Source organism: Geodermatophilus sp. SYSU D00867 (assembly GCF_054050315.1).
The window spans coordinates 285,310-307,119 of record NZ_JBJGZC010000002.1 but is presented as its reverse complement, the minus strand read 5'-3'; the positions used below and the strand labels follow the sequence as shown (position 1 = coordinate 307,119).

Below are 21,810 nucleotides of genomic sequence, written 5' to 3'. Positions count from 1 at the left end.
TGGTCGACCTCTACCGGCAGGGCCGCTTCCCGCTGGAGGACTTCGTCTCCGAGACCGTCGGCATCGACGACGTCGAGGCCGCGTTCGAGAAGATGCAGAAGGGCGAGGTGCTGCGCTCCGTGGTGGTGTTGGACGGGTGAGCGGGCTCGCAGGCTCCCCGAGGACGCGGGCGTCACGGCCGGCCACGGCGAGGAGAACCCCATCGCCACGGAGGCCGGCCGTGTCCGTCGAGATCCCGGACGGCCCCGACGCCCTCGGCCTGCCGGAAGCGCTGGACACCGCCGGCCACTCCTCCCGGCACGTGGGGATCGGCGGCTGTCCCGAGGGGCACGGTCACATCGACACGGCGCTGGTCGGACGCGCCCTCGGGCGGAAGGCCCCACACGCCACCCACGTCGTCACCCAGCTGTGCTTCTCCGCCGCGACGACGACGGCCTGGGCACGGCAGGTCGCGCGGCGGGGCGTCGACCTGCCGATCCGGATCGGCCTCCCCGGTGCGGTGACCCGCCAGGAGCTGGTGCGCACCTCGGCTCGGCCGGGTCTCGGGCAGTCGGCCCGGTTCCCGTCGGAGCAGCACAGCGTGTTCCGGCGCTTCCTCCTGCCCCGCGGTCACCGGCCGGACCGGCTCGTCGGAGGTCTCGCCCCCGCCCTCGGGAGTCCCGAGCACGACCTGCAGGGCTTCCACTCCTCCACGTTCACCGAGGTGGCGCGGACGGAAGCGTGGCGCCAGGACCGGCTGGCCCGCCTCTCCCCCACGGACACGGGTCAGCACCGGACGCCGCCGCCCGCCCGGTGTCCGGCACGTGCGCGTCGTGGCACCACCGCACCCGACGCACCACGAGGGGCTCAGCCCGACAGGCGCTGCACCAGCCACTCGTGGAAGAGCCCGATGTGGTGCTCGGAGGGCACGAGGACGCCGCCGTCGGCATAGGCGCGGGAGGACATCGCCGGCTGGGTCCGCTCGCAGGCGGCGAAGTCCTGCTCGTTGACCCGGTGGAACAGCTCCACCGACCGTGTCACGTCCCTGCCCGACTCCACCACCTCGTGGGAGTACAGCCAGTCGCACACCACGATCGTCCGGTCCGCCGAGACCGGGAACATGCGGTGGAGGATGACGTGGTCGGGGACCAGGTTGACGAAGACCGTCGGCTTGACCGTGATGGCGTAGTAGCGACGGTCCTGGTCCTCGGCGACGCCGGGGAGCCGGTCGAAACCCTCGCTGCCGTCGACGGTGAAGCCCTGGACCTCCTCACCGAACTCCGCGCCGTGCCCGACGAAGAACTGCGCGGCGTAGCCGTCGGCGAACTCGGGGAGCACCTCGGTGAGCTCCGGGTGGATCGTCGCGCAGTGGTAGCACTCCATGAAGTTCTCGATGATGAGCTTCCAGTTCGCCCGGACGTCGTAGGTGATGCGGCGCCCCACGGACAGCGAGTCGAGGTCGTACTGGTCGATCGTCTCCGCGCTCCCGAGGCGCTCGGCGACGTCTCGGACGACGTCGTCCTCGAACGACGGGGGCTCCTTCGCCAGGCACACCCACGCATAGCCCAGCCACTCGCGCAGCGCCACCGGCACCAGGCCGTACTCCACGCGGTCGATGTCGGGCATCTTCGTCAGGTTGGGGGCCGCGATCAGCTTGCCCTCGAGGTCGTAGGTCCAGGCGTGGTACGGGCACTGGAACGCACGCTTGACCGCACCCGAGTCCTCCGTGCAGATCTGCGCACCGCGGTGCCGGCAGACGTTGAGGAACGCGCGCAGGCCTCCGTCCCGACTGCGGACGACGAGCACGCTCTCCCGACCCACCTGGACCTTCTGGAAGGAGCCGGGCGTCGGCAGGTCACTCGAGCGCACCACGCAGGACCACATGTCCTCGAAGACGCGGGACTGCTCGAGCGCGAAGACGGCGGGATCGGTGTAGTAGTGCCCCGGCAACGTGGAGATGAGGCTCGCGGGCTGGTCGGTGGTGGTCATACGGCACCTCGGGGTTCCGTCGGGCGATGCGATGTGGAAGACACGCCGGACGTCGCACGACACAGCGTCCGCGACGAGCCACGGTCGCCCGCCAGCCGGCTCCTGACGACCGAGGTGTTGCACGATATTCAGCGGATCGCGCCATGCGCAACAGTCCCGCCGCCTGGCAGGGCCCGCATCCACGGTGGCACCCACGGACGGGACGTCGCGCGCCCGCCGGTGCCCCCGCCCTCGCTGCCAGGGGCACGCGGCGACCTGGCCACACCCCGACCCGAGGCGGCCCGACCTCCGCCCGGTCAGCGGCGCTGACCGAAGAAGCCCAGCCTCCGGCTCAGCTCGTCGGCGCCCGACACCACCCGCCGGGCGAGCCTCGGGTAGTCCTCCGGGTCCATCCGGAAGGACGGCCCCGAGACGCTGAGGGCAGCGACCACGTCCCCGTCCGCCCCCCGAACGGGCGCGGCGACGGCGTTGAGCCCGCCCTCGTACTCCTCGACGGTGGAGCCCCAGCCCTGCTCGACGATCCGGTCCAGGTCCTGCCGCAGCACCTCGGGGTCGGTGACCGTGGTGGCGGTGTAACGCGGCAACTCCCGGGAGAGGACGCCCTTGCGGACGTCGTCGGGCGCGTGGGCCAGGAGGACCTTGCCGCTCGACGTCGCGTGCAGCGGGGTGCCCTGCCCCACCCAGTTGTGCGTGCTGAGCGCCGCCGGCCCCCGCGCCTGGCTGACGTTCACCGCCCGGTCGCCGTCCAGGATGGCGATGTTGACGGTCTCCCCCAGGTCGGCGGCCAGCGTCTGGCAGATCGGCCGCCCCTCCCGGGCGATGTCCAGCTGCGCGGCGGCCGCGCCGGCCAGGCGCACGACGCCGAAGCCCAGCCGGTACTTGCCGCGGTCGGCCAACTGCTCGACGAAGCCCCGGCTCTCCAGCGCCGCCACCAGCCGGAACGCCGTGGACTTGTGCACGCCCAGTTCGGCGGCGATGTCGGTGACGCCGGCCTCCCCTTGAGCCGCGAGGATCTCCAGGACGCTCAGGGCCCGGTCCACGGACTGGACGACGGCGACCGCGCCCCGCTCTGCGCTCTCTTCCCGCGGCCCGCTCATGACCTCAGCGTAGGTGGCGGACCGCAGGGTCGACCCGCCTCTTGACGGAGCTCCCCCCAACGACCATGCTGTTGCGCCATCGGCAGAGCGTTGCGACATCCGCAACACCGACAGCCTGGAGCGCTCATGATCCCGGTCTGCCCCACCACCGCGCTGCCGCCTGGTGAGGCGATCCGCGTAGAGGCCGAGGAGCCCATCGCCGTCTTCAACGTCGACGGCGAGTTCTACGCGATCGACGACACGTGCACCCACCAGGACGCCTCGCTGGCCGACGGCTGGCTGGACGGCTGCGCCGTGGAGTGCCCCCTGCACGCCTCCTGCTTCGACCTGCGCACCGGGAAGGTGTCCGGCCCGCCGGCCAAGACGGCGGTCCGCACGCACCGGGTCGTCGTGGCCGACGGCATGCTCTTCGTGCAGCCCGGCACCGCCGCGGAGGGGGCCGCGTGAGCTCGACCGTCGCCGTCGTCGGGGCCTCCCTGGCCGGCCTCTCCGCCGCCCGGGCACTGCGTGAGCAGTCCTACGACGGGCGCATCGTGGTCATCGGCGACGAGGTGCACGCCCCCTACGACCGCCCTCCCCTGTCCAAGGAGTTCCTGGCCGGCACGGCCTCCCTGGACGACATCGCCCTGGGCGGACCGGACGACGAGGACCTCGGCCTCGAGTGGCGGCTGCGCACCACGGCGGTCGGCCTGGACCGCCTCGGCCGCTCGGTGCTGCTGGCCGACGGCAGCGAGGTCCGGGCCGACGGCGTCGTCCTCGCCACGGGCGCCCGCGCCCGGCACCTCCCCGGCAGCCGGCGCCTGGACGGCGTGCACGTGCTGCGCTCCCTGGACGACGCGATCGCCTTGCGGGAGGACCTCGCCGCCGGCGGCCGTCTGGTGGTGAACGGCGCCGGCTTCATCGGGGCCGAGGTCGCCTCCACCGCCCGCGCGCTGGGTCTCGACGTCACCGTCGTCGAGACCCAGCCCGTCCCCCTGGCCGGCCCGCTGGGCACGGAGATGGGCGCGGTCTGCGCCGGGCTGCACGCCGACCACGGCACGCGCCTGCTGGTCGGCACCGGGGTCGCCGCGCTGGTCGGCACCGGCAGGGTCGAGGCGGTCGAGCTGACCGACGGCACACGCGTGCCCGCCGACGTGGTGGTCGTGGGCATCGGCGCCGCCCCGAACACCGAGTGGCTGGCCGGCTCCGGCGTGGCCCTGGGGAACGGCGTCCTCACCGACGCACGCGGCGCGACCGACGTCCCCGGCGTGGTCGCGGTCGGTGACTGCGCCGCGACGTGGTCGGTCGCCGCGGAGCGGCACGTCCGCACCGAGCACTGGACCAACGCGCTCGAGCAGCCGGCCACCGCGACCGCCACCCTGCTGGGCACCCAGGGGCCCGCGCCGACGCCCGTGCCCTACTTCTGGTCCGACCAGTACGGCGCCCGCATCCAGTTCGCCGGTTGGCGCCGCGAGGGGGACGTCGCCCGGGTGGTGGAGGGCAGCTGCGCCGACCGCAGCTTCCTGGTGGTCTACGAGCGTGACGGGCACCCCGTGGCCGTCCTCGGGATGAACCAACCCCGCCTGTTCACCCGGTGGCGCCGGCAACTGCGCTCATCGGTGCCGGCGGCCTCCTGACCGCGCGGCCGGTGGCGTCCGGCGACGATCGCGGGGAGCCGCGAGCGCGGCGGTCGCCAGCAGGCCCGCGGCGGCGACGAAGGTGACCGGTGCACCGGCGGCGTCGGCGAGCGCGCCGAGGAGGGCGGCACCGGCGGCCTGACCGGTGGTCAGCGCGATGAACAGCAGAGCCGTGGCCTGTGCGGGCGCCTCGGGCGCCAGTCGGCCGCCCCAGGCGATCAGCACGCCGCTCAGGGCCACGAAGCCGCAGCCGAACAGCGCCAGCGCCCCGGCGGCGACCACACCGGAGGCCGGCCACCAGGCGAGCAGCACCGTGCCGGTGGCGGTGATCGCCGCCGCGACCCGCCAGGCGGCGGCCGGGCCGGCTCGGCGCACGGCGCTCCCGCTCAGGCCGCCGAGGAGGGCGGCTGCACCGAGCAGGCACCACAACAGCCCGGTGACCTGGGGAGACAGTCCGCTCCGGGTCGTCACGTCCGGGCCGAAGGTCCAGACCCCCGCCCCGCCGGCCCCGGCGAGCAGACCAGCGGTCAGCGGGCGGACGAGGCGCAGCGGCCGCAGGCCGGAGCCCGGCCGGCCGGGGTCGACCGGGGGTGACCAGCACGCGGATCGGTCGACCCACCAGGTCACGAGCAGCGCACCACCGGCGAAGCCGAGCCACGCCCACCGCCACTCCGCCGGCCAGGCGAGGACCACCACGCCCCCTGCCAGCACCCCGGCCCCGGTGCCGCTGTTCACCACCGCCTGCGACCGGGGCTCCGCGGACGGCGGCACCGTCCGGGCCACGGCGGCCACCAGCGCCGGACTGGCGGCTCCTGCTCCGCTGCCGGCGACCAGTGCCCCGATCGCCAGGACCGGCGTCGCCTCCGCGGCGGCGACCACCAGCGCACCCCCGGCGGCACTGACCCCGGCCGACCACAGGGCCCGACGGGCCCGACCACGGTCGACGAGGTACAGACCCAGGGCGGCGGCGGCGCAGTAGGCGAGGTAGCTGCCCGCGGCGATGCCGCCGGCGGCGCCGGAGGTCAGCCCCAGGTCGGCACGGAACTGCGGCAGGTAGAGGCCGAAGCCGTACCGGGTCAGGCCGTAGGTCACGGCGATCACGGCCAGCCCGCTGACCACCAGCACGCACGGCGCTCGCGTGCCGGGTGACCCGGGGATCGGCTGTAACGGTCGTTTCAGCATAACGATCGTTATGCTAGGACCGTGTCCGGGAACGCCGCGAGCCGACCGGCCCGGCAGCGGCTGCTCGACGCCGCCGGCGAGCTCTTCTACGAGTCCGGGATCGCCGCGACCGGGGTGGACGCCGTCCTGGCCCGGGCGCGGGTCTCACCGGCGACCCTGTACGCACACTTCTCCGGCAAGGACGGGTTGGTGGCGGCCTACCTCGAACAGCGCTTCGCCCAGTGGCGGGAGATCTGGGACGAGGTCCTCGACGAGCGGACCGACCCGGTCGACCGGCTGCTGTCGGTCTTCGACGCGGTGGTGCGGTACCGCGAGGTCGAGGGCACCCGCCGCGGTTGCGCGTTCCTCGCCGCGGCCGTCGAGCTGGCGCCGGGCCATCCCGGCCGACAGTGGCTGGCCGCCGACTCCCGGCTGTTGACCGAGCGGCTCCACGACCTCGCCGAGGCCGCCGGCGTCGGGGACCCCACCGGGATCGCCGACGGCCTGCTGGCCCTCTACGACGGAGCACTGGCCCGCCTCGCCCGCCAGGCGGCCACACCGGGGCTGGACACCGGCGACCCGCTGGACCGTGCGCGGCGGATGGCGGCCGGCTGGCTGGCCGGTCAGGTGCGCCCGGTCCAGCCCCCCGGCTGACCCGACGCGGGGGACCCCCCGGCACCGGAGCGACACGCAGCAGCTCCGGCGCGCCGGGAGGCTCCCCCTGCCGGCCGGGGCGCTAGGGGCGCGGATCCGACGGCCGGCCCATCGCCTCCGCCCTGGGTTGGCCCTGCGCGGGGACGGACGGGTTGCCTCCCGCAGGTGCCACGAAGTTGCCGCCCGGACTGACCAACGGCTGGCCGGTGACCTCCGGGCTCCCCAGCGGCGGCTGCCCCGCCCCGGCCGCGGTGTCCGACGGCGGGTTCGGCGTCTTCTCCACGACCAGGACGAAGTCGTCGCCGTGGCGGCTGATGCCGTCGACGACGGCCTGCTCGATCGCCAGGGAGGCGTAGTTGCCGCGCAGCACGATGGGGTCGTGGCGGAGGTCCTTGACCAGACTCACCGCCATCGCCGCCATCACCAGGGCGAACGGCAGCGCCGCGATGATCGTCAGGTTCTGCAGCCCCGTCAGCGCGGCCCCGTCCTCCCCCAGCAGCAGCATGATCGCTGCCACCGAGCCCATCACCACGCCCCAGAAGACGACGACCCAGCGGCTCGGCTCCAGGGTGCCGCGCTGCGAGAGCGAACCCATGACGATCGAGGCCGCGTCCGCACCGGACACGAAGAAGATCGCCACGAGGACCATCACGAGCACGGTCGCGGCGGTGGCCAGGGGGTACTGCTCCAGGACGGAGAACAGCTGCCCCTCCGTCGTGCCCTGACCGGCGACGTCGACGCCGTCGCGCTGGGCGGCGATCCCCGCCCCGCCGAAGACGGCGAACCACAGCAGGCTGACCAGGCTGGGGACGAGCAGCACGCCGGTGACGAACTGCCGGATCGTGCGGCCGCGGCTGATGCGGGCGATGAACAACCCGACGAACGGTGTCCAGCTGATCCACCAGGCCCAGTAGAAGACCGTCCAGCCCCGCAGCCACGTGGCCATGGGATCGCCACCCGTGGCCTCGGTGCGCGCGGCCATCTCGCCGAGGTCGGAGAAGTAGCTGCCGACCGCGTCGGGGATCAGGTTGAGGATGAAGATCGTCGGCCCGAGGACGAAGACGAACACGGCGAGGACCAGGGCCAGGACCATGTTGGTGTTGGACAGCCACTGGATCCCGCGCTCGATGCCGGAGACCGCCGAGGCGACGAACGCCGCGGTCAGCACCGCGATGATCGCGACCAGGACGCCGTTGCCCACGTCGCCGGCCCAGCCCAGGATCTCCACCCCGCTGCCGATCTGCAGGGCACCGAGGCCGAGGGAGGCCGCCGACCCGAACAGCGTGGCGAAGATGGCCAGGACGTCGATGACCCGGCCGGCCGGCCCCTCGGCCCGCCGCCGCCCGAGCAGCGGGATGAAGGCGGAGCTGATCAGCTGCCGGCGGCCCTTCCGGAAGGTGCCGTAGGCGATCGCCAGCCCGACGACGGCGTACATCGCCCACGGGTGCAACGTCCAGTGGAACAGCGTGGTCGCCATCGCCGTCTGGATCGCCTCGGACGACCCGGCCTCCGTCGTGAGCGGCGGTGGGGAGACGTAGTGCGACAGCGGCTCGGCGACCCCGAAGAACATCAGGCCGATCCCCATGCCCGCGCTGAACATCATCGCGATCCACGAGATCGTCCGGAATTCCGGCCGCTCGTCGTCGCGCCCCAGCGGGATCCGCCCGTACTTGCCGGCCGCCAGCCAGATCACATAGATGACGAACGCCGACGCCAGCAGCACGAACAGCCAGCCGAGGTTGCCGGTGATCCAGTCCAGGACCGAACCGCTCACGGTGCCGAGGCCCGTCGGGGTGGCGAAACCCCAGACGACGAAGCCCAGCGCCATGATCGCGGCGATGGCGAACAGGACCCGGTCCACGGCCCAGTGCCGGTCGGCGACGCAGGGTGGCGGCTCCGCGATCGCCGGGTGGGTCCCGGTCACGGTGACGTCCGAGGCGTGGACCGTGGGGTGGCCCTCCCCGGCCGCAGCACCCCCGCCGGGCGTCGGATCCGCCCCGAGGGGTCCTGACCGTTTCGGCCGGGAAGGGGGCGAGGCGGGCTCGTGCGGGTTCTCCATGACGTCCCCCAACTCTGTTGCGTCATCCGAGACCGACTTCGCATGAGGGAACCAGAGTGTCAACGGGGGAACAAGGGCCGAAAGTGACCTTTTACACAGTCTCGCCCCGCGGTGGCCTCACGTCACATCGAGGTGACGTGGAGGACACCCGGGTGGAGGGAGCCGGGCGGGCACCAGTGGCCACCAGGACGCCAGGCCGCCGCGCGCAGCGCCGCGTTCGGCTCGGACACCGGCGCTTCGTAAGAGCCAGTCGAGGCCAGGACGGCCGACCAGTGGGCAGTCGAGGGCATCGGTCGCCGGGCTCCGCCCGCGGTCGACCTGACTCCCGGCACCTCGACCACCACCGCCCCGTGGCGCCGCCCGCGGGACCGGCAGGCCGGACGAGGACCAGCCGCGGTGGAGCGACTTCCCTCCCGGCCCGCGGTCTCGCCCGCCCCGAACAGCGCTCCTCGGGTTCCGCTCCCCGGAGGTGCCGGGCGAGCCGATGCGGGTGCAGCCCAGCCGAGCACGCGAGTCGGCCGGCGAGGACGCGTGGTCCCCGGGTCGGCGAGGCGCCGGCACGGCGGGCCCCGACCTGAGTGACCGGCTCAGGGGGAGTGGCCGGGAGGCCTGCGGCCTCCCCGTCGACCGCGACCTGCACCCGGTTGCGCACCGCGCCGCACGAGAGGTCGCCGCACGAGAGGTCATCGCAAGGGTCCGCAACGAGGGGTCACGGGTCCGCTCGACGACGCCGTCACCCCGTCATCCGCTCGCTCCGCGACGACGAGGTCCTCGTCGAGGGCGGGCGCACCTCGCACCGCGCCGACGTCACCGGCCGACGATCCGTCCTGCCGGCACCGGAGGACCCTGCGCCGGAGGACCCTGCGCTGGAGGACCCTGCGCCGGAGGACCCTGCGCCGGTGTCAGGGCGTGCTGCTGGGGAAGTGCGGCGGGCGCTTCCCCAGGAAGGCCGCCACACCCTCCCGCCCGTCCGCGCTCGCCGCCCGGGCCCGGATCGACAGGGTCTCGCGGCGCAGCGCCGCCTCCGCGGCGGGGGTGGCGGTCTCCCGCAGGAGGTGCTTGACGGCCACCTGCGCCGTCCGCGAGCCCGCCCGCAGCGTCGCGACCACGTCCTCGACGGCGGCGTCGAGCTCCGCGTCCGGGTGCACCCGGGCCACCAGGCCCACGGCCCGCGCCTCCTCCGCGGACAGCACGGGGTTGAGCAGCGCCAGGTGCAGCGCCCGGTGCAGTCCGAGCGACGCCGTCAGCAGCGTGCTGCCGCCGTCCGGGGAGAAGCCGATCCGCGTGTAGGCGAGGGTGAACCGCGCCGACTCGGCGGCGAGCATGAGGTCGGCGGCCGCGGCCAGCGGCACCCCGGCGCCGGCCGCGGTGCCCTGCACCACCGAGACCACCACCGCGTCCATCCGGTGCAGGTCGCTGACCACGCGGTGCAGCGACTCGGCCAGGTCGTCGACCATCTGCTCGACGTCCGCTGCGGCGGCGAAGGCCGACACGTCCCCGCCCACGCTGAAGGTCCGGCCGGCGGCGGAGAGCACCACGACGTGCACGTCGTCGGCGCGGGCCCGGCGCACCGCGCGGCCCAGCTCCCCGACCGTCGACGGCGTGAGGGGGTTGCCCCGCTCCGGGTCGGCCAGCCGGATCCGCGCGACGCCGTCCCGCTGCTCGTACTCGACCGTGCTCATGGCGGGCTCCTCCGCGGATACGGGGACGACCCTGGTCCGAGGGTCCCAGCGCAGCACCCTAGGGCCGCAGGACGGCGCCCGGCGCGTGTCCCCCTCCGTGCATCGCGGCCCGGGCGGCCGCGTCCCTAGCGTCGACGTGGCCGGTCCCACCCGTTCCCCAGGAGGTCCCGTGTCCGACCACGAGCTGCCCGCGCCCAGCACGCGGGCCCGCGAGCTGCGTGACCGCATGGTCACCTTCATGCGGGAGGAGGTCCTGCCGGCCGAGCCCGCCTACCTGGCCCACCGGCGAGCGGCCGGCCCGGACGACCACGCCGTCCCATCGGTCGTCGAGGAGCTCAAGCGGCGGGCGCGGGCGCAGGGGCTGTGGAACCTGTTCCTCCCGGCGGAGTCGGGACTGACCCAGCTCGAGTACGCGCCGATCGCCGAGCTGTCGGGCTGGAGCCTCGACCTCGCCCCGGAGGCGATCAACGGCGCGGCCCCCGACACCGGCAACATGGAGCTGCTGCACCTGCTCGGCACCGAGCAGCAGAAGCGCGACTGGCTCGAACCCCTGCTGGCCGGGGAGATCCGCTCGGCGTTCGCCATGACCGAACCCGACGTCGCCAGCAGCGACGCCACCAACGTCGCCACCCGGATCGAGCGGGACGGCGACGAGTACGTGATCACCGGCCGCAAGTGGTGGACCAGTGGCGCGATGGACCCGCGGTGCGCCTTCTTCGTGCTGATGGGCAAGACCGACCCGTCGGCGCCGGCGCACCGGCAGCAGACCATGGTGCTCGTCCCCCGGGACACGCCGGGCGTGACCGTCGTCCGCGACCACCCGGTCCTCGGTCACCACGACCGGCACGGGCACGCCGAGGTCTCCTTCGAGGCGGTGCGGGTGCCCGTCACCAACGTCGTCGGGGAGGAGGGCGGCGGCTTCGCCGCCGCCCAGGCGCGGCTGGGGCCCGGCCGGATCCACCACTGCATGCGCGCTCTCGGCGCGGCGGAGCGCGCCCTCGCCCTGCTGACCGCGCGGGCCCGTGAGCGGGTCGCCTTCGGGGGCCCCCTCGCGGACCAGGGGGTCGTGCAGCAGCAGATCGCCGAGTCCCGCCTGGAGATCGAGCAGGCCCGGCTGCTCTGCCACCGCGCGAGCCACGTCATCGACACGCACGGGAACAAGGTGGCCCGGGACCTCGTGGCGATGGCCAAGGTCGCCGTCCCCCGGGCCGCGACGCGCGTCATCGACCGTGCCATCCAGGTCCACGGCGGCGCCGGGATGTCCGACGTCACCCCGCTCGCGGCCATGTACGCCTGGCACCGCGCGATGCGGCTGTTCGACGGCCCGGACGAGGTGCACCTGCGGTCGATCGCGCGCGCCGAGCTCGGCCGCACGCCGGTCCTCCCGCCGCGGGGCTGAGCGCCCCCGGTCAGCCCTCCAGCCGCTCCTTCAGCTCGGCGAGGGCGCTGCGGTAGATGCCCGAGATCGCCTCTGCGAGCCGGGCCTCCTCCTCCGGTGAGCCCGCCGCGAAGTCCGCGGTCCACACGATCTCGGCGCCGCGGGCGTGGTCCCGGACCGAGAGCCGCGAACGGTACTCCTCGAGCGCCAGGGGGCCGGATAGGTACTCGTAGACGTAGGACCGGCCCGCGTCGTCGTGCTCCACGATCCGCTCGGTGGCGTCCCCGCCACCTCCGGCGAAGGTGGCGTGCCGGACGTCGCCCTCCAGCCGGGAGCTCTCGATGGCGGGCACCCAGGCGGCGATGGCCCCCGCGTCCCCGGCCACCCGCCAGACGGCGTCGGGTGCCTCGGTGATGACGACGGTCTCGGTGACGTTCACGGCAGCTCCTGGTCGGGACGGAGGGTGTCGGGGTGTTCCACGAGGACCCCGGTGAGGTCCTCGACGACCGAGGGGGCGAGGCCACGGGCCCGGAGGAACGGGCGGACCCCGCCGTACCGCTCGTCCACGGCGGCCAGGAACCGGCGCATCGCCTCCGCTTCGACCACCCAGGCCGCGGGCGGGTAGACGTCCACCGCGTCGCCGTAGGACACCATGCCGCGCAGGCGTTCCATGGCGGGCGCGACGTCGTCCGCGCCGGCCGCGTACTCGGCGACGACGTCGTCGCGCCGCACCCCGACCGCGGTGAGCAGCAGCCCGACGACGACGCCGGTGCGGTCCTTGCCGACGGTGCAGTGCACCAGCGCGGGCAGACCACCCGGCCGGGCCAGCTCCCGGAACGCGCCCACGACCGCACCGGCGCCGTGGTCGAGGTACCGGAGGTACGTGTCGACGACCGGGTCGTCCCCGGGCATGGGGGCCACCGCGGAGCCGGGCGCCACGACCCCGCCGACGCGCACGGGGTGCAGGGACTGCCGGATCCCGAGCGCGTCCAGCGGGCCGCGTCCCTCCTGCTCGACCTCGTGCGGCAGCCGGAGGTCGATCGTCGACCGGATGCCGGTGTCGGCCACCAGCCGCAGCGCCGCCTCCGGGCCGAGGAACTGCGGGGTCCCGCTCCGGTAGAGCAGGCCGGGGCGGATCCGCCCGCCGTCGTCGGTCCGCAGGCCGGCGACCTCGCGGAACCCCAGCAGCCCGTCGTAGGTCGCGGTCACTGGGTGGACAGGATGGTCACCACGCAAGCGTTGCCGTCCATCCCGGCGGCGCCGCCGCCCATGGTCTCGACGAGGCCGACGCGGTGCCGGGCCACCTGGCGGGCGCCGGCCCGCCCGCGCAGCTGCCAGGCGATCTCGGCGAGCTGGGCGGTCCCCGTGCCGCCGAGCGGGTGCCCCCGGGACAACAGGCCGCCGCTGGGGTTCACCGGCTGGGCGCCGTCGCGGGCGGTGTGCCCGGACGGCGCGAGCTCGGCGCCCTCGCCCCGCGGCGCGAGCCCGAGGGCCTCCAGCGTGAGGACCTCGCCGATGGTGAAGGCGTCGTGCACCTCGAGGACGTCGATCTCCCCGGGGGTGCGGCCGGCCTGCGCGAACGCCTTCCCCGCGGCCCGGGCGACCGAGGCGTAGCCCCAGACCTCGTCGCTGCGGTGGTCCCACAGCGCCCCCGAGACCATGGCCGAGGCCTCGATGCGCAGGTCGTCCCGGTTCCCGCGGTCCGGCCCGACGACGGCCGCGCCGGCGCCGTCGCTGGTCGGGCAGCACTGCAGGAAGGTCAGCGGCTCGGCGATCATCCGCGAGGCCAGGACCTCCTCGACCGTCGGCGCGTTGTTCCGCAGCTGCGCGCGGGGGTTGTCCAGCCCGTTGCGCTTGTTCTTGACCGCCACGGCGGCCAGCTGCTCGGGCGTCACGCCGAACTCGTCGACGTAGCGCGCCGCCTGCAGGGCGTAGAGCCCGGGCAGCGGCAGGGACGACGCGCCCTCCGGGTCGGTGGCCTCGGGGACGATCGCGCCGGAGAACAGGGTGGACATCTGGTCGACGCCGAGGACGAGCACGCAGCCGAAGCGCCCGGTCCGGACCGCCTCCACGGCCTCGTGGTAGGCGCTCGTGCCGCTGGCGCAGGCGTTCTCGATCGTCCACATCGGGACGCCGGGGATCCCCATCCCGCGCTGCACCCGGGTGGCGACACCGGGTGGCCCGAAGACCGACCCCACGATGACCGCGTCGATCTCCGCCGGGCTGATGCCGGCGTCCCGGACGGCCTCGGACACGGCGTCCCAGGCCAGGGACTCGACCCGGCGCTCCGGGAAGAGCCCGTAGGCCGAGGTCCCGACACCCCACAGCATCGGCTGGTTCACGACTGCTCCTCCCGTGCGGCGACCAGGTCGCCGCGATCGGTGCCGGTGATCCGCGCGCGCGTGCCGGCGCGCAGGACCTCCGGTTCGGCCAGGTGGACGAGGACCCGCGGGCCGTCGTCGAGATCCAGGTGGGCCAGCCCGAACGGAGGCCGCCGCTCCCCCACCGGGATGGCGACGACGGTCGAGGACCACACCTTCCCGGTGGCGGCGAAGCGGTCGGGCTCCACGGCGCCGTAGCAGATCGGGCACCAGGGGATCCCCCGCTGTGCGGCGGGGTAGCGGCAGGCGGTGCAGCGCACGCCGAGGACGGCGCCGTCGTCGAACACCGGTCGCGGGTCCGCGACCTCGAGCCCGCCGACCGCCGCGCCGGGGCGTCGCTTCGTCGGCCGGCCGACGCCGAGACCGCTGCCGCCGACACCGGCCTCGCTCGTGCTGGGGGTGGCGGCCGACATCAGTGGTCCCCCTCCAGGGTCAGGGAGAAGCCGGGCCCGTCGACGTGCAGGTAGGCCCCGACCGAGGTCTCGACCAGCTCGCGGACGAAGCGCATCTCCCGCGTCGTGGGCGCGAAGTCGCGCTCGCGCCGCGGGGTGGCCCGCATGACGTCGATGTCGGCCTCGGGCACCAGCAGCCGCAGGATCAGCTCGTCGTCGGAGACGGACTCGCCGAACCGGCGGCGCAGCTCCTGGAGGCTCGGCTGCGGCGGCTGCCAGTCGGTGTAGCTCTTGGCCTTGGGCGTGCTCATGATCGTGTCGAGGACGTCCTGGTCGAGCGGGGCGACCGGGCGGCCGTAGAAGCCGTGCGCGTAGATGAGCACCTCGTCGGGGACGACGGAGTACCGCTGCCCGGTGACGACGTTGAGCACCGCCTGGGTCCCCACGAGCTGGGAGAACGGCGTGGCCATGACGGGGTACCCGAGCTCCTCGCGCACCCGCGACATCTCGTCGAGGACCTCCTCGAAGCGGTCCTCCATGCCCCGCGCCCGCAGCTGGTCCTTGAAGGTGCCGGCCATGCCGCCGGGGAGCTGGTGGCGGTACTGGAACAGCGAGTACTCGGCCGGCCGGCCCACCGGCAGCGCCTCGTACTCGGCCACCCGCAGCAGGTGCTCGGCGACCGGTGCGAAGCGGGACTCGTCGAGGTCGACGTCGAAGCCGGCGTAGCGCAGGTTGGCCACGGTGTTCTCGGTCGAGGGCAGCGAGACGCCGGCGGCCAGCGGGCGGCTGGCGGTGTGCACCCGGTCGGCCCCGGCGAGCACGCCCTCGAGGTAGTTCAGCGGCGCGAGCGCGTTGTTGCTGTGGAAGTGGATCTCCACCGGCAGGTCGCCGGCCGCGCCCTTGATCGCCGAGACCAGGCTGCGGGTCCGCTCGGGGGTGAGCAGGCCCGCGGCGTCCTCGAGCTCGATCCCGTCGGCGCCGAGGGCGACCAGCTCCCGCGTGCGCTCCGCGTAGTACTCGTCGGTGTGGTACGGGCTGTCGGCGAACAGGATGCACGGCAGGGCCGCCGCGCCCTCCGCTTGCACGGTCTTCACCAGCCGGCCGATCTTGTCGGTGTTGAACAGCCCGTCGTAGATCCAGAAGCTGCCGATGCCGTGGGCGCACAGCCGCTGGACCCACAGGTCCATGACGCTGTCCGCGGTCAGGCCGAAGGTGACGATGCCGTTGCTGCGGGTCCCCGCCCGCACGGTGGTGCGCGGCATCGCCCGCGACAGCGAGATCAGCTGGTCCCAGGGGTCCTCCTTGCAGTGCCGCACGAGCACCTCGAAGATCGAGCTGCCGACCAGGTCGATGGTGTGGAACCCGGTCCGGTCCAGCTCGCCCGCGATGGGCAGGCCCATGTCCTTGCGCAGCTTCATGCCCCACCAGCTCTGCGGGCCGTCGCGCAGCGTCTGGTCGACGATCTCGATCGTCCGGCGGCGCCCGTCCGCGGTCCTCGGGGCGCGGTCGAGGTAGCTCATCAGGGTCCCTCCAGGTGGTGGGGCAGGCCGTGGGTGGCGATCCACTCGGTGGTGACGCGGCCGGCCCGGAAGTCGGGGTGGTCCAGTGCGGACCGCGCGAAGTCGCGCGTGGTCGGGACCCCGGCCACCTGCAGGCGGCCGAGTGCCGCGACGAGGCGGTCGGCGGCGGTGTCGCGGTCCGGGCCGTGCGCGACGACCTTGGCGAGCAGGGAGTCGTAGTACGGGGTGACGACGTAGCCCGGCTCGCAGTGGCTGTCGACGCGGATCCCCTCCCCCACGGGCGGCACCCAGGTGGTGACCGTCCCGGGGTGCGGGGTGAAGCCGCGCGCCGGGTCCTCGGTGGTGATCCGGACCTCGATCGCGTGGCCGTCGACCCGGACGTCGTCCTGGGTCAGCCGGAGCGGTTCGCCCGCCGCGGAGCGGATCTGCTCGGCCACCAGGTCGACGCCGGTGACCATCTCGGTCACCGGGTGCTCGACCTGGATGCGGGCGTTGAACTCGAGGAAGGCGTACCGGCAGGTGTCGGCGTCGTAGATGAACTCGACCGTGCCGGCGCTGTCCAGGCCGAGGGCCTCGCCGAAGGCGACTCCGCTGCGGCGGATGTCCTGCCGCACCTGCTCGGGGAGGTTGGGCGCCGGGGACTCCTCGACCACCTTCTGGTGGCGGCGCTGCAGGGTGCAGTCCCGCTCGCCGAGGTGGATGACCGAGCCGTGCTTGTCGCCGAGGACCTGCACCTCGATGTGCCGGGCGTGGCGGATGTAGCGCTCGACGTACAGGCGTCCGTCGCCGAACGCCGCCTCCGCCTCGCCGGCCGCCGCGGGCCAGCGGGCCCGCAGCTCCGCCTCGTCCTCCACCACCGACATCCCCCGGCCGCCGCCGCCCGCCGCGGCCTTGACCAGCACGGGGTAGCCGAGGTCGGCCGCGGCCGCCACCGCCTCCTCGGTCGAGGAGAGGACCGGTGACCCGGAGAGGACCGGGATGCCGGCGCTGCGCGCCAGTTCCCGGGCGCGGGCCTTGTCGCCGGCACCGGCGACCGCCTCCGGCCGCGGGCCGATGAAGGTCAGCCCCTCCGCGACGCACGCCGCGGCGAAGTCGGGGTTCTCCGAGAGGAACCCGTACCCGGGGTGGACGGCGTCGCAGCCGGTGCCGAGCGCCGCGCTGAGCACCGACGGGATCGCCAGGTAGCTCTGCGTGGCCGGGGGCGGTCCGATGCAGACGGCGCGGTCGGCGAGCCGGGCGGCGAGGCCGTCGCGGTCGGCGGTGGAGACCACGACGACGGTCTCGATGCCGAGCGCGCGGCAGGCGCGGACCACCCGGACGGCGATCTCCCCGCGGTTGGCGACCAGGACGCGGCGGATCGTCGTCCGGACCGGGGCCTCCTGGACCGTGACAGCCGGACTAGCCATCGCTGGGACGGATCCAGAAGAGGACCTGCTCGTACTCGACGAGCTCGGCGTTCCGGGCGCAGACCTCGACGACCTCGCCCGCCGCCGGGGCGACCACCGGGTTCATGAGCTTCATGACCTCGACGATGGCCAGCTGCTGGTCGGCGGTCACCGTGTCGCCGACCTGGACGAACGGCGGCTGACCGGGACTGGGCGCGGTCCAGAAGGCCCCGACGGCCGGCGAGCGGACCGCGACGCAGCCGGTCGTGTCGACCGCGCCCCCGCCGGACGCGGGACCGGCGGCGGCGGGGGCAGCGGCGACCGGTGCGGGCGGCGGGGCGGGAACCGGTGGCGGGGCCGCAGGAACGGGAGGAGCGGCCGGGGGTGCGGCGGCCGGTGCGGCCGCCGGGGCCGGGGTCGCCGCCGCGGTCAGGGCACCGGGCGGGCCGTCCTTCCCGATGGTGATCCGCAGGCCCCGGACCTCCAGCGTCATGCCCGTCCAGTCGGACCGCTGGAAGGTGCGGATCACCTCCTGGAGCTCGCGGAGGGTCGTGCTCAGCGGTACCTCGGCTGCGGCAGCCGGGTCGTCGACCGCGGTCATCGGGTCCCTCCCTGGTGCGCGACGGCCGTCAGCAGGACCGGCAGCCGGTGCGGCGCGACGATCACCTCGACGCCGGCGTCCAGTGCCGCGCGCACGCCGTCCGGGGTGGTGAACAGGGCACCGCGGACGGTCCGGGTGCCGGCGGGGATCGGCGGCAGCTGCTCGCCGAGCTCCTCGGCCGGGACGGCGTCGGAGTCCAGGACCGGCCCGGGCACGTCCGCGTCCGGGTCGGTGACCCGCACCTCGACCAGCTCCTCGGCCCAGGCGGTGAGCCGGCGGAGGTCGTCGTCCGAGCTCTCATCGACGGCGGAGGACTCGACCTCGCCCAGGTACACCCGGCCGCTCGTCGCGTCCACGGTCACCGTGCGGCCGAGCAGCGCCTCGATCGTCCCCGGGCCGCACCCGGTGACGCACGGGGTGTCCAGCGCCCGGCTGACGACGGCGGCGTGACAGGTGGCGCCGCCCTGCTCGGTGACCACCGCGCCGGCCGCGATCATGCCGTGCACGTCGTCGGGGCTGGTCGACCGGCGGACGAGGACCGACCCCGGCCGCTGCTGGGCCTCCTCGGGCGTCCCGACGGCCAGGCCGGTGGCGACACCGGGGCTGGCCGGCGCGCCGGAGGTCAGCAGCTGCGCCGACGCGGCGGCCCCGGGCGTGATCTCCGGCCGCAGGAGGGTCCGCACCTGCTCGGCGTTGACCCGCCGGACCGCCTCGGCCGGTTCGAGCACCCCCTCGTCCACCAGCTCGACGGCGATGCGGACGGCGGCCCGGGCCGTGCGCTTGGCCGGCCGGGACTGCAGGAGGAACAGCCGGCCCTGCTGCACGGTGAACTCGATGTCCTGCGCGTCCCGGCCCTCCCGGTCCAGGCGGTCGGCGGCGGTCATCAGCTCGGCGTGCACGTCCGGCAGCGACTCGGCGAGGGAGCTCAGTGGCCGGGGGGTGACCCGCCCGGAGACGACGTCCTCCCCCTGCCCGCGCGGCAGGTACTCGCCGTAGGGCTCCCGGACCCCGTCGACCGGGTTGCGGGTGAACAGCACCCCGGTGCCGGAGCGGTCGTCGAGGTTCCCGAACACCATCGCCTGCACGGTCACCGCGGTGCCGAGGTCGTCGGGGATGCCGTAGTGCCGGCGGTAGGCGACCGCGCGCCGGGAGCGGCTGGAGGCGAAGACCGCCTCGACGGCCGAGCGCAGCTGCTCCCAGGGGTCGGCCGGGACGGCGCCGGCCCCGTCGTCGTCCAGCGCCGCCCGCACCGCCGCGGTGTCCGCGAGGTCGTCGAGGTCCTCGGTGCAGCCCAGGACGAGCCGGCCGTAGAAGGCGGTGAACCGCCGGTGCACCTCGGCGGCGAACGCCGGGTCACCGGTCTCCGCGGCGAGAGCGGCCTCGACGGCGTCGTTGCAGCCCAGGTCGAGGATCGTGTCCATCATCCCGGGCATGCTCACGGCGGCGCCGGAGCGCACCGACACCAGCAGCGGACGCTCGCTGCCGCCGAAGGTCCGGTCCAGCTGCCGCTCGAGGAGGCGGATGCCGGTCTCGAGCTCCTCGGCGAGCCCCTCGGGCAGGCGGCCGCCGGCGGACCAGGCCGCGCACGCCTCGGTGGTCACCACGAAGGCCGGCGGCACGCGCAGCCCGAGCGACCGCATGCGCCACAGGCTCCAGGCCTTGCCGCCCACGAGGTCGCGGCTGGGCTCGCGGGCGGGGTCGTCGGGGACGACGAGCCAGCGGTACCCGGTGCCGTTCGGCCGGGTCACGGTCGGCGCGGTCACTCGGGACGCTCCCGGCCGGTCAGGCGCAGCAGGTGCTCGTGCATCTGGAACCAGACGGTGTGCACCGAGTCGACCCGCACGCCGCTGACGTAGTCGGTCTCGCCGCCCTCGGCGCGGGTGAGGGCGGCGCCGATGCGGTCCAGGAAGCGGTCGACGAGCGGGTCGAGGTCGGCGACCGGGCGGAGCACCTTCGCCGTCCTGTCCACGACCCGCCCCAGCTTGTCGACGATCGCCGCGTCGTAGTCGGGGTCGCCGTGGTCGTTGGGGACGCGGTCCCCGCCGACCTCCTTGGTCTGCCAGTCGGTGGTCAGGGTGAGGACCTGCTTGTTCACGCCGGTCTCGAAGGAGTCCATCGCGTCCGAGACGGCCGGTGACGAGCGGAACTCCGCGAAGGCCTCCGGGTAGACGCCGTCGAGCAGCGCCCGGCCGGCCGGGGTGATCATGAAGTTGCCGCGGGCGGCCATCACCGTCTTCTCCCCCGCGGCCCTCTCCAGCGCTGCCTCCACCTCGGCGACGGGCTGTCCGGTGATCTCGGCGAGCTGCTCGGCGGAGGCGAGCTGCCGGAGCGTGAGCGTGTGCACGGTGAGCTGGTACGGGTCGAGCATCAGACGTCCTCTCGGGTGGAGCCGGCGAGCATGCGGTCGCGCACCTCGCGTCGCAGCGACTTGCCGACCGGACTGGTGGGGAGGTCGGACCACACCTGGACGGCACGTGGTCGCTTGAAGCCGGCCAGCCGGCCGGCGCAGAACCGCTCGATCTCGGCGGGGTCGGCCTCGGTGCGGGTGACGACGGCGGCCGCGACCCGCTCGCCCCACTTCTCGTCGGGGAGCCCGACCACCGCGGCCTGGACGACGGCGGGGTGGCTGAGCAGCGCGTCCTCGACCTCGCGGGGGTACACGTTGAAACCACCGCTGATGATCACGTCGTGCCGGCGGTCGAGCAGGTGGAGGTAGCCCTCGTCGTCCCACCGCCCGATGTCGCCGGTGTGCAGCCAGCCGTCGGGCTCGATCGTCTCGGCCGTGGCCTCCGGCCGCCGCCAGTAGCCGCTCATCGTGTGCGGCCCGCGGGTGAGCACCTCCCCGACCTCCTGCGGGCCGAGCACCCGGCCCTCGGCGTCGCGGACCTGCACCTCGACGAAGGTGTAGGGCTTGCCCGCGGACGTCAGCCGGTCGGGGGTGTGCTCCCAGGGCTGCAGGCAGGTGATGGCCAGCGGCGCCTCGGCCTGGCCGTAGAGCTGGGTGAAGACGGGGCCGAGGACCTCGAGCCCCTTCTGCAGGACCGTCGTGGCGATCGGCGCCCCGCCGTAGCAGAGCCGCTCGAGCGCGAGGTCCGCCCCAGCGGTGGCCGGGTGCTCGAGGAGCATCGCGATCATGGTCGGGACCATGAACGTCGTCGTCGCCCGGTGCTCCTCCGCCGCCTGGAGGAAGGCCTCCGGCGAGAACTTCGGCATGATCACGTTCGCCGCGCCCTTGACCAGGTGCGGCAGGAAGAAGGCGCCGCTGCCGTGGGTGATCGGCGCGGCGTGCAGCATCACCGAGTCCGGGCGCAGGTCCGGCAGCAGGTCGACCAGGAAGTTGGCGACCTCCGCCAGCTCGCTGCGGGTGGTCAGGACGACGGCCTTGGGCCTGCCCGTCGTCCCGCCGGTGTAGGCCAGCCGGAAGGGCGCCTCGGGGTCGCGCCGGACGTCGCAGGGGCCCGCAGGGGCGTCGGCGATCATCCGCGGCAGCTCGTCGGCGGGGACGACGAACTCGGTCTCGGCGGGCGGCTCGCCGGCGAGCACGAGCGCCCGGGCCTGCGAGTCCTCGATCTTGAACGCGAGCTCGTGCGGGGTCTCGCGGGCGTTGAGCGGCACCCGGACGAGCCCGGCCTTCGCCAGCGCGTAGTAGGTGACGACGCCGTCGATGCCGTTGGGCATCAGCACCGCGACGCGGTCGCCGGGTGCGAGGCCGCGGGCCAGCAGCGCGGTGCCCAGGCGGTCGGTCAGCTCGTCGAACTCCGCGAAGCTCACGACGCGGGCGCCGCCGACGAGGGCGGGGGCGGCACCGTACTGGCGTCCGGCCCGCCGGATCAGGTCACCGATCTGCACGGGGTGGTCCTCCTGGGAGCGGGGTCTCCCCGGCCGGCCGCGGGTGCGGGCCCGCGGCCGGCCGGGA

19 protein-coding genes are annotated in these 21,810 nt (G+C 74.5%); 4 read left to right on the top strand and 15 right to left on the bottom strand.

What is annotated here, in order from left to right; translation table 11 throughout:
* Nucleotides 1-846 precede the first annotated feature (846 nt).
* Both ACI8AK_RS03560 and ACI8AK_RS03555 read right to left on the bottom strand, forming a co-directional pair.
* Entirely contained in the window at nt 847-1,968 is a 1,122-nt protein-coding gene (locus ACI8AK_RS03560; protein ID WP_387991031.1) for an aromatic ring-hydroxylating oxygenase subunit alpha, read from the bottom strand.
* A 296-nt stretch (nt 1,969-2,264) separates the two neighbouring features.
* The gene (locus ACI8AK_RS03555; RefSeq protein ID WP_387991028.1) at nt 2,265-3,065 is read right to left on the bottom strand and encodes an IclR family transcriptional regulator; all 801 of its coding nucleotides are present in this window, start codon (nt 3,063-3,065) and stop codon (nt 2,265-2,267) included.
* 126 nt (nt 3,066-3,191) lie between these two features.
* Here ACI8AK_RS03555 and ACI8AK_RS03550 point away from each other — a divergent pair, with 126 nt between their 5' ends.
* Complete coding sequence (locus ACI8AK_RS03550; protein ID WP_387991025.1) at nt 3,192-3,512, top strand: bifunctional 3-phenylpropionate/cinnamic acid dioxygenase ferredoxin subunit; 321 nt, start codon at nt 3,192-3,194, stop codon at nt 3,510-3,512.
* Nucleotides 3,509-4,681, top strand: coding sequence for an NAD(P)/FAD-dependent oxidoreductase (locus ACI8AK_RS03545; protein WP_456955117.1), 1,173 nt, complete (start codon nt 3,509-3,511; stop codon nt 4,679-4,681). The genes ACI8AK_RS03550 and ACI8AK_RS03545 overlap by 4 nt, the downstream gene beginning before the upstream one ends.
* Here the strand turns inward: ACI8AK_RS03545 and ACI8AK_RS03540 are convergent.
* A complete protein-coding gene (locus ACI8AK_RS03540; RefSeq protein WP_456955116.1) occupies nt 4,658-5,806 on the bottom strand; it encodes an MFS transporter in 1,149 nt (382 codons plus the stop codon). The two genes, ACI8AK_RS03545 and ACI8AK_RS03540, sit on opposite strands and share 24 nt — an antisense overlap.
* A gap of 78 nt (nt 5,807-5,884) precedes the next feature.
* Between ACI8AK_RS03540 and ACI8AK_RS03535 the strand changes: the two genes are divergently transcribed.
* Nucleotides 5,885-6,496, top strand: a complete 612-nt coding sequence (locus tag ACI8AK_RS03535) for a TetR/AcrR family transcriptional regulator (RefSeq protein WP_456955115.1) — start codon at nt 5,885-5,887, stop codon at nt 6,494-6,496.
* Nucleotides 6,497-6,578: 82 nt separating this feature from the next.
* Here ACI8AK_RS03535 and ACI8AK_RS03530 read toward each other — a convergent pair whose 3' ends face one another.
* The gene (locus tag ACI8AK_RS03530) at nt 6,579-8,420 is read right to left on the bottom strand and encodes a BCCT family transporter (RefSeq protein ID WP_387991013.1); all 1,842 of its coding nucleotides are present in this window, start codon (nt 8,418-8,420) and stop codon (nt 6,579-6,581) included.
* A 1,037-nt stretch (nt 8,421-9,457) separates the two neighbouring features.
* Complete coding sequence (locus ACI8AK_RS03525; RefSeq protein WP_456955114.1) at nt 9,458-10,237, bottom strand: enoyl-CoA hydratase-related protein; 780 nt, start codon at nt 10,235-10,237, stop codon at nt 9,458-9,460.
* A 169-nt stretch (nt 10,238-10,406) separates the two neighbouring features.
* On the opposite strand from ACI8AK_RS03525, the gene ACI8AK_RS03520 reads away from it, so the two are divergent.
* The gene (locus tag ACI8AK_RS03520; protein ID WP_456955113.1) at nt 10,407-11,636 is read left to right on the top strand and encodes an acyl-CoA dehydrogenase family protein; all 1,230 of its coding nucleotides are present in this window, start codon (nt 10,407-10,409) and stop codon (nt 11,634-11,636) included.
* A 10-nt stretch (nt 11,637-11,646) separates the two neighbouring features.
* Here the strand turns inward: ACI8AK_RS03520 and ACI8AK_RS03515 are convergent, their stop codons facing one another.
* The 10 genes from ACI8AK_RS03515 to ACI8AK_RS03470 are packed head-to-tail and all read right to left on the bottom strand — an operon-like array spanning nt 11,647 to nt 21,743.
* Nucleotides 11,647-12,054: an SRPBCC family protein gene (locus tag ACI8AK_RS03515; RefSeq protein WP_387991004.1), complete on the bottom strand. Its 408-nt coding sequence runs from the start codon at nt 12,052-12,054 to the stop codon at nt 11,647-11,649.
* Entirely contained in the window at nt 12,051-12,824 is a 774-nt protein-coding gene (locus ACI8AK_RS03510) for a tyrosine-protein phosphatase (RefSeq protein WP_456955112.1), read from the bottom strand. The genes ACI8AK_RS03515 and ACI8AK_RS03510 overlap by 4 nt, the downstream gene beginning before the upstream one ends.
* Complete coding sequence (locus ACI8AK_RS03505) at nt 12,821-13,957, bottom strand: thiolase family protein (protein WP_387990998.1); 1,137 nt, start codon at nt 13,955-13,957, stop codon at nt 12,821-12,823. The genes ACI8AK_RS03510 and ACI8AK_RS03505 overlap by 4 nt, the downstream gene beginning before the upstream one ends.
* Nucleotides 13,954-14,409: a Zn-ribbon domain-containing OB-fold protein gene (locus ACI8AK_RS03500; RefSeq protein WP_456903235.1), complete on the bottom strand. Its 456-nt coding sequence runs from the start codon at nt 14,407-14,409 to the stop codon at nt 13,954-13,956. Before ACI8AK_RS03500 ends, ACI8AK_RS03505 begins: the two co-directional genes overlap by 4 nt.
* A complete protein-coding gene (locus ACI8AK_RS03495) occupies nt 14,409-15,908 on the bottom strand; it encodes a hypothetical protein (protein WP_456903236.1) in 1,500 nt (499 codons plus the stop codon). Before ACI8AK_RS03495 ends, ACI8AK_RS03500 begins: the two co-directional genes overlap by 1 nt.
* Nucleotides 15,908-17,314, bottom strand: a complete 1,407-nt coding sequence (locus tag ACI8AK_RS03490) for an acetyl-CoA carboxylase biotin carboxylase subunit (RefSeq protein WP_456903238.1) — start codon at nt 17,312-17,314, stop codon at nt 15,908-15,910. The genes ACI8AK_RS03495 and ACI8AK_RS03490 overlap by 1 nt, the downstream gene beginning before the upstream one ends.
* Nucleotides 17,307-17,894, bottom strand: coding sequence for an acetyl-CoA carboxylase biotin carboxyl carrier protein (locus tag ACI8AK_RS03485; protein ID WP_456955111.1), 588 nt, complete (start codon nt 17,892-17,894; stop codon nt 17,307-17,309). Before ACI8AK_RS03485 ends, ACI8AK_RS03490 begins: the two co-directional genes overlap by 8 nt.
* On the bottom strand, nt 17,891-19,657 hold the full coding sequence (locus ACI8AK_RS03480) for a pyruvate, phosphate dikinase (RefSeq protein WP_456903241.1): 1,767 nt from the start codon (nt 19,655-19,657) through the stop codon (nt 17,891-17,893). Before ACI8AK_RS03480 ends, ACI8AK_RS03485 begins: the two co-directional genes overlap by 4 nt.
* Nucleotides 19,654-20,262 (bottom strand): hypothetical protein, encoded by a 609-nt coding sequence (locus tag ACI8AK_RS03475; RefSeq protein WP_387990982.1) that lies wholly within the window; start codon nt 20,260-20,262, stop codon nt 19,654-19,656. The genes ACI8AK_RS03480 and ACI8AK_RS03475 overlap by 4 nt, the downstream gene beginning before the upstream one ends.
* Nucleotides 20,262-21,743 carry a class I adenylate-forming enzyme family protein gene (locus tag ACI8AK_RS03470; protein WP_456955110.1) on the bottom strand — a complete coding sequence of 494 codons (1,482 nt, stop codon included), beginning with the start codon at nt 21,741-21,743 and terminating at the stop codon, nt 20,262-20,264. Before ACI8AK_RS03470 ends, ACI8AK_RS03475 begins: the two co-directional genes overlap by 1 nt.
* Nucleotides 21,744-21,810 lie beyond the last annotated feature (67 nt).